Here is a 6,779-nt window from a genome sequence, read left to right as displayed (position 1 = left end):
TTTACTAAGAACTTTCATGGCTATACAGATTATCGCAGCTTACCCGCCCCTACTGACTAATAACTAATGACTAATGACTAATGACTAATAACCATTTTTCAGCTTATCGTCGTTGGGGCGATCGCATCAGAGCCTTCCATGTTGCACCACCAACCACGCCATCAGCCTTTAAACCATAGCGTTTTTGTGCTGCTTTCACAGCGTTTTCAGTTAATATCCCAAAATATCCGTCTACACCACCTTTGAGAAAACCAAGCTGACTCAATCTTTCTTGTAACTTGGTAACTTCCGCATTACTCATACCGACACGCAAAATCGGCCATCCTTCTGTAGTGTACTGTACACCAGCCAGGCGGGTAGTTGGTGGAGTCAGTTGAGGGCGAGTTGTGGAAGATGGTTGAGTATTAGGAGGTTTTGCGGCTGGTTTGACAACCTGAGTCGTCGCCGGTTGAGTATTAGGAGGTTTTGCGGCTGGTTTCGGATTGACAACCTGAGTCGTCGCAGGTTTGATAACAGTAACAGGTTGGGTAGGAACAGGAAAACCACTGTTTACACTAGGTGTGGAATTGGGTAGTGTTACCGCCATTGCTTCATTAGGGAAAAGCCTCTGCCAAGTAGCAGCATCAACAATACCATCTGGACTCAAGCCGACTGTTTGTTTAAACTGAGAAACAGCATTGGCTGTATTGTTGTTATAAATGCCATCCACAGCACCTGAGTAAAAGCCCAAAAGCTTCAAAGCTGCTTGCAGTTCCGAAACACGCTCACCTTGACTACCAACCTTGAGGGTAGGGCGATTAATTACAACTTGTTGGGCAATTTGTAGCGGTGCTGCAACTGCTACTACAGGCGACGAGCCAATAAAAACAGACATACAAGAAAACAGTAGTAGCCCATAAATCTGACTGGCGCGAAATTTACAAAATGCCTTGGGTGACTCTAGGTGATTCATGATACTTGCTCTCAGGCTGTCTTTCATGGAAATTGCTCCCAGAATTTCTGTTGCTAATATTACAGCCGCTTGCGGCGATTGAGTAGTAGAGGCGAGTTAACTCTTAACTTGTACCTGTTGCTTGATCACAACTTTTGTAGAATGGGCATAGTTTGAGATTTGCTCAAACTCTGAGTTTAGGTTGTTGGCTGTGCATCGCCTGGAGTTTATTGAGAATAGTGCAAGATACGAGTTAACTTGTACCTGTTGCTTGATGACAACTTTTGTAGAATGGGCATAGTTTGAGATTTGCTCAAACTCTTAGTTTAAGTTGTTGGCTGTGCATCGCCTGGTGCTGAGTAAGTAGACGGAATTATTGATCAAATTCAAGATTGTAGGGGATTAGCCATGCTAAACCCCTACTGTGAACAACTTTACTGCCACTCATAACTCATCATTCAAGAATTGCACGATTTATCGCCTCTTCTTGACCAACTAAAGACAAATAAGGTTCCTGTAAGTAGCGACTTGCCACCATTAAAGCATCTTGAGAACTCACAGCCGCAATTAATTCTTGAAATTGACTATCAAAGTCGATTCCTAAACCTAAAGTTTCGTACCAGCCGTAGATTTGGGCGATTTGTCCGTTAGTTTGTTTACCTAGAGCATACTGTCCTAAAATTTTGTTTTTCGCCGCTTGTAAATTGGTTTCAGTTATTTCTGTATGACAAAGTAACTCTACTTCTGTACGCAAACCTTCTAGGGCTATAGTGGTATTTTCGGGTGCTGTCCCCATATACACGACAAATGAAGCTGGATGTAGCTTAGTTGGGTAAAATGCTGAGACTTCGTAAGCTAAACCGCGTTTTTCTCGTAACTCCACAAACAAGCGACTAGATAAACCATTCCCCAAATAGGTACACAGCAACTTCAAAGCTGCGTAGTCGGGGGAACTCACCGACGCGCCCAAATAACCAAGCATGACAATAGATTGCTGTGTTTGTAGAGGCTGTAACTGGTGTTGTGGCTGTAGTCGGATTTGTGGTAAATTTAATTTTGGTAGGGTTTGGTTGGGAACTTGCCAATCACCAAACACTGATTCTATTAAAGCTACAGCTTCATCAAGTGTGATGCGTCCAGCGATACTAATTACTAGATTATCTGGACGAAAATAAGTCTGGTGATACTGGATTAAATCAGCTTGGGTGATGCTGTTGACAGTGCTTTCATCACCGAGTATCGACATTGCATAGGGATGATTTTGGTACATTACCCGGCGCATTTGTTCCATCGCTAGAGCAAAGGGTTGCTCAGTTTGGGAACGGATATGATTGATAATTAAACGCCGTTCCAATTCTACTTGAGTAGTGGGGAAGGTAGGCGATCGCAAAATCCGCCCTGCTAACCCTAGTATGTGCGGAAAATCTGCCGTTACCGTCTTCAACGACATTAAAAAATAATCAGTCGAAGTATCTGCACTCAAACTAGCTCCCACAGACTCGACTTCTTCCGCAATTTCTAAGCTAGAAAGTCCATCACATCCCTTAGTAATCACAGTTGCTAGCAAATGCGCCAACCCAGCTTTTTCTCGTGGTTCGCTGCAACTCCCAGCCCGGATAAACATTCGCGTCGCCACAATATCAGCCACCGGATTTTCAGCGACTAACACCACAATACCATTATTTAATACAGTCCGATGAATAGAAGCGTTAGATAAAGAATTATTCACAGTTTGAGTCATTAGTCATTAGTTATTAGTCATTAGTCATTAGTCATTAGTCATTAGTTTCTCTCCTCCGCTTCCTCTGCTTCCTCCGCTTCCTCTGCTCCCCAACTTAACAAGGTTTCAAAACAGTTACGGCGTAATTTTGCAGTGAAAGATACTGTTTAGCTAATTGTTGCAGTTCTGGAGGCGCAAATGAGCGAATTTGCTGCGGATATGTCACTGATAATTCTGCTTGGGCAATGGTGTTATAATATCCATACATCCCCGTGAGTTGATTGGGTGTTTCCGTCGAAAAAGCATACTCGTTACACAACAATCTACGTGTACGGGCTAATTCTTGCTCATTAATGCCTGTGCTTTGTATATCATCCAAATGACTGAGAATTAAGTTTTCAACTATTTCTACATTTTCGGGTTCTAACCAAGCAGTAATAGTAAATAAGCTTGATTCTCGTTGTAGAGAAAAATTACAACAAATTCCCTGGACTAATTGCAATTCTTCTCTTAAATCACGCACTAAACGCGAAGTCCGCCCTTGAGCCAATAACACTGATAATAAATCTAAACCGTAGGCAGTGCGGAGTTGTTCTACTCCTGGTACTACCCAGGCTAATAACAGCCTTGCTTGTTCTAAACGTGGTAAATGTATTTCTTGACGTTGTATACCGTTAATAACTGGCTTGGTTACTGGTGTGATTTGCGGACACTGCACAGGTGCGGCAAAATTCGCAAATGAACGATTTACCAAATCCCAGGCTCGCTGTTGCTGAATACCTCCCGCAATTACTACCGTCATGTTTTCTGGTTGATAGTAAGCACGGTGAAAGCAGCGCATTTCCTCTGGCGAATGTTGGATGAGTTCTTCCTCACTTCCCAAAATTGAACGCCCATAAGGATGATTTTGGTAAACGCTTTGTAGCAACAATTGAAAGCCTACCCAGTCGGGATCATCATAACTGGCGCGAATTTCTTCTAGAACTACATCCCGTTCCCGGCTAAACTCATCCTCTGGAATGGCGGCGTTAAGTAGTAGTTCTCCTAAATGGGGGAGAGTATCTTCTAAGTAGTTAGCAGCAGTAGTCAAGGAATAATTAGCATAATCGTAGCTTGTCGCCGCATGACTCACACCACCCGTATTTTCAATATTATGGTCGAACATTCCCGGTGCTAGGGTGGCTGTACCTTTAAAAATCATGTGTTCTAAAAAGTGCGCCATCCCGAACCAAGGTTCTGGCTCGTGGAATGTTCCCGCCTTTACCCAAACATCAGCTACAACTACGGGAGTTGTGGGAATTTCTTGATGAATCAAGGTTAGACCATTATCTAACCGCAAGACCGAAGCTGGAAATAAAGGATGTGTTTGTTGCTGTTTTGACAATTTTGTATTCTTAACTAAGAATTAATGTCTTTTTTTGTGATCATAACTCTGAATGGTATCTCAATTTGCATCAGGTTATACAGATGTGATATTTGGTCTGAGATGCAAGTAGTTCACATACCAGATAAATTATGTAGAGACTAAGCATGGCTAGTCTCTACAGTGCAAAATAAGGTGCATCTATGGCTACGCCACGCAAGCTACATCAATAAACGGTTTTAGTCTTGTAGGGTGCGTCAGACTGTTTAAATGCTGTCAATAAACGTATTTTTGATATCTGACGCACCCGACGAAGATGCTAATTAAAAATATTAAAGCTTCCCAGTTTTACTTAACTTAGGAAGCTTAAAATTTTAAGTTCACCGCAACGCCGTTTTACCTAAGTTTATGACCTGGTTAAACCAGGTGGGTACCGATTTTCTTCGTTTAAAGTTTCTGGGTACTTGCCCAGTCTACTGCCACGAAGGACGTTTGGTTCCCTTTTTCTTAAAGACATAGATCAAAAAACTTGATGGCAGTCACCAACGTCGCAGTGTAACTCAAACCATTATAGCTTTATCTCATTGGTTGTGTAGTGTGTTAGGAAATTTTTTTCTTGTGAGGTTTGTGGTAAGGACTAAAGTCCTCACTACAAACAGCCTCTAATACCAGATAGATTCTACGATGTGGGCGATTTCATCGGCTAGGGTTTGGTTATGCTTGTCTAACAAGACTGTAACGTGTCCTAGTTTGCGCCCTGGGCGGGCTTCTGTTTTGTTGTACCAGTGGAGGTGCGCTTGGGGAATTGCTGCTAATTTTTGGCGTTTGTCTTGGTAGTCGCTGTGTGAAGTTTCGTAACCTAAGAGGTTGACCATGACTGCCATTGCACAGTTTAAATTAGGATTACCTAAAGGTAGTCCACAAACGGCTCTCAGATGTTGCTCAAATTGGGAGGTTTGACAGGCATCTAGGGAAAAATGCCCGGAATTGTGGGTGCGGGGGGCGATTTCGTTGACTAAGACTTTGCCTTGTGGTGTAAGAAATAATTCGATGCCGAAGACTCCGACTGCTTGCAAGCTGTTTAATAAAGTGTGGGCGATCGCCTCCGCTTCTGCTGCTTGTTCTGGTGTAATATCAGCAGGGGCTATGACTCGCCGACATACTTGTTGTTCTTGCTGGGTTTCTACCACTGGATAGATGACAACTTCCCCATCTACGGAACGGGCAGCAATTACCGCTAGTTCCCGTTCAAAGGGTACAAATTCTTCGATTAAATATAGACTTTGGCTCGGTTGTTGGCTGTGATTAATCGCTAATTTCTGCTGCAAAGTCTCTAAATCATCGATGATAAAAGTCCCTTGTCCATCATAACCGTGACGGCGAGATTTTAACACTAACGGAAATCCTAAAGCTGTGATTTTTTCTGTCAGGTTTTCCTGCGGTTCAACGGCGAAAAATTGCGGAACTGGTAGCCCCAAATCCCGTAAATAACAACGTTGATGATATTTATCTAATAAAGGTGATAATGCTGCTAACCGAGGACGGAAGTAGACACCTTGTTGTGCTAACAGTGATAATGCTGCTAAATCCACAAATTCATTTTCAAAGGTGATGACATCGCTTTTGGCTGCTAATAATTTTGTAGCCTGAGCATCATCAACTGCTGCTAATACAGTATCTTGGGCAATGGTAACAGCTGGGTCTTGATGACTAGGAGTTTGTACAATTAATTCTACACCTAGTTTTTTGGCTGCACCTCCCATCATCCAAGCTAGCTGCCCACCACCAATTACACCTACACGCTTCATTAACATCCTAAAGAATCACGAGTTGCTATGCCTGTTTGAGAATTTACTCCGCTAGCTTTGGTACACAGTTCTTTAATTTGCGCTTTATCTAAAATTGCATCAGTAAAGTCTGCACCTTTGATGTTGACATCGTTAAAGATGGCACGGAGTAACAGGGCTTCTTTAAAAACGGCATCGCTTAAATCTGCCCCTGTTAAGTTTACCTGATCCACCATTGCATTAGTTAAATCTGCTTGGTGGAGATTTGTTTGTGTCATTACGGAAGCACTTAAGACTGCGCCTCGCAAATCAGCACCTGTAAAGTCTGTCATTTCTAAGTTAGCGTTAGAAAACTCCGCCGCTTGTAAACTATCCCCGGCAAAATTATGTCTAGAGAGTTCTGCATTGCTAAATGATAGGGGATGTGTCCAGTCTGCTAACGCTGGGGATGGCAAGCACAATACTATGATCCCACATACTAAAACCAATAATTGCCGCCAAAACATCTTTAGGTAGTTAGTTTTGTGATTCATTGTGGATTTTCCCCATTTTCAGGCGTTTTGCATCTAGCTTAACATTTTGTCATAAAAGTCTGTTTTTGGAGATAAATATTCAGAGATTGATAACTAAAGGCTGAGGGATAATGAAGTAAATACAACTCTAGATAGTAGATAAATCATCACTTTAGGAGTTATTAAAAGTATTAAGTCAACTTGTCAAGTAATGGCTCAGTCATTGATTTACAATTCTTGATTTTTCCGGTGGATGTTGAGGATATATATTTGTACTCAATGTCAGCGATCGCCATCCAATTTACAATTCTTCAATTTGGATTTTTCAAAGTAAAGTTTATTGTCATTTATGTGGGACTGGGAATGTTGACTGCTAATCTTTAATCAAGGCGAGCATTAAGCATGATTGATGTTATCTTTCTGATGCTTAAAAAGCTCTATCGGGGGAGTATTAACCATATTTTTA

General features: G+C 42.0%; 5 protein-coding genes and 1 other RNA gene. All 6 read right to left on the bottom strand.

What is annotated here, in order from left to right; genetic code table 11:
• Nucleotides 1-103: 103 nt before the first annotated feature.
• The 6 genes from A3775_RS16020 to A3775_RS15995 all read right to left on the bottom strand — a co-directional run bounded on the left by A3775_RS16020 (nucleotide 104) and on the right by A3775_RS15995 (nucleotide 6,307).
• On the bottom strand, nucleotides 104-979 hold the full coding sequence (locus A3775_RS16020; protein ID WP_066425820.1) for a peptidoglycan-binding protein: 876 nt from the start codon (nucleotides 977-979) through the stop codon (nucleotides 104-106).
• A 406-nt stretch (nucleotides 980-1,385) separates the two neighbouring features.
• Nucleotides 1,386-2,672, bottom strand: coding sequence for a pitrilysin family protein (locus A3775_RS16015; protein ID WP_066425819.1), 1,287 nt, complete (start codon nucleotides 2,670-2,672; stop codon nucleotides 1,386-1,388).
• A 94-nt stretch (nucleotides 2,673-2,766) separates the two neighbouring features.
• Nucleotides 2,767-4,035 carry a pitrilysin family protein gene (locus A3775_RS16010; RefSeq protein ID WP_066425817.1) on the bottom strand — a complete coding sequence of 423 codons (1,269 nt, stop codon included), beginning with the start codon at nucleotides 4,033-4,035 and terminating at the stop codon, nucleotides 2,767-2,769.
• 355 nt (nucleotides 4,036-4,390) lie between these two features.
• A non-coding RNA gene (ssrS, locus tag A3775_RS16005) (6S RNA) lies at nucleotides 4,391-4,574 on the bottom strand.
• 102 nt (nucleotides 4,575-4,676) lie between these two features.
• Entirely contained in the window at nucleotides 4,677-5,822 is a 1,146-nt protein-coding gene (locus A3775_RS16000; protein WP_066425930.1) for a 5-(carboxyamino)imidazole ribonucleotide synthase, read from the bottom strand.
• Complete coding sequence (locus A3775_RS15995) at nucleotides 5,822-6,307, bottom strand: pentapeptide repeat-containing protein (RefSeq protein ID WP_066375283.1); 486 nt, start codon at nucleotides 6,305-6,307, stop codon at nucleotides 5,822-5,824. Before A3775_RS15995 ends, A3775_RS16000 begins: the two co-directional genes overlap by 1 nt.
• Nucleotides 6,308-6,779 lie beyond the last annotated feature (472 nt).

This window comes from Anabaena sp. 4-3, from assembly GCF_001597745.1.
Lineage (GTDB): Bacteria > Cyanobacteriota > Cyanobacteriia > Cyanobacteriales > Nostocaceae > Trichormus.
This window is presented reverse-complemented; position numbering and strand designations above follow the sequence as displayed.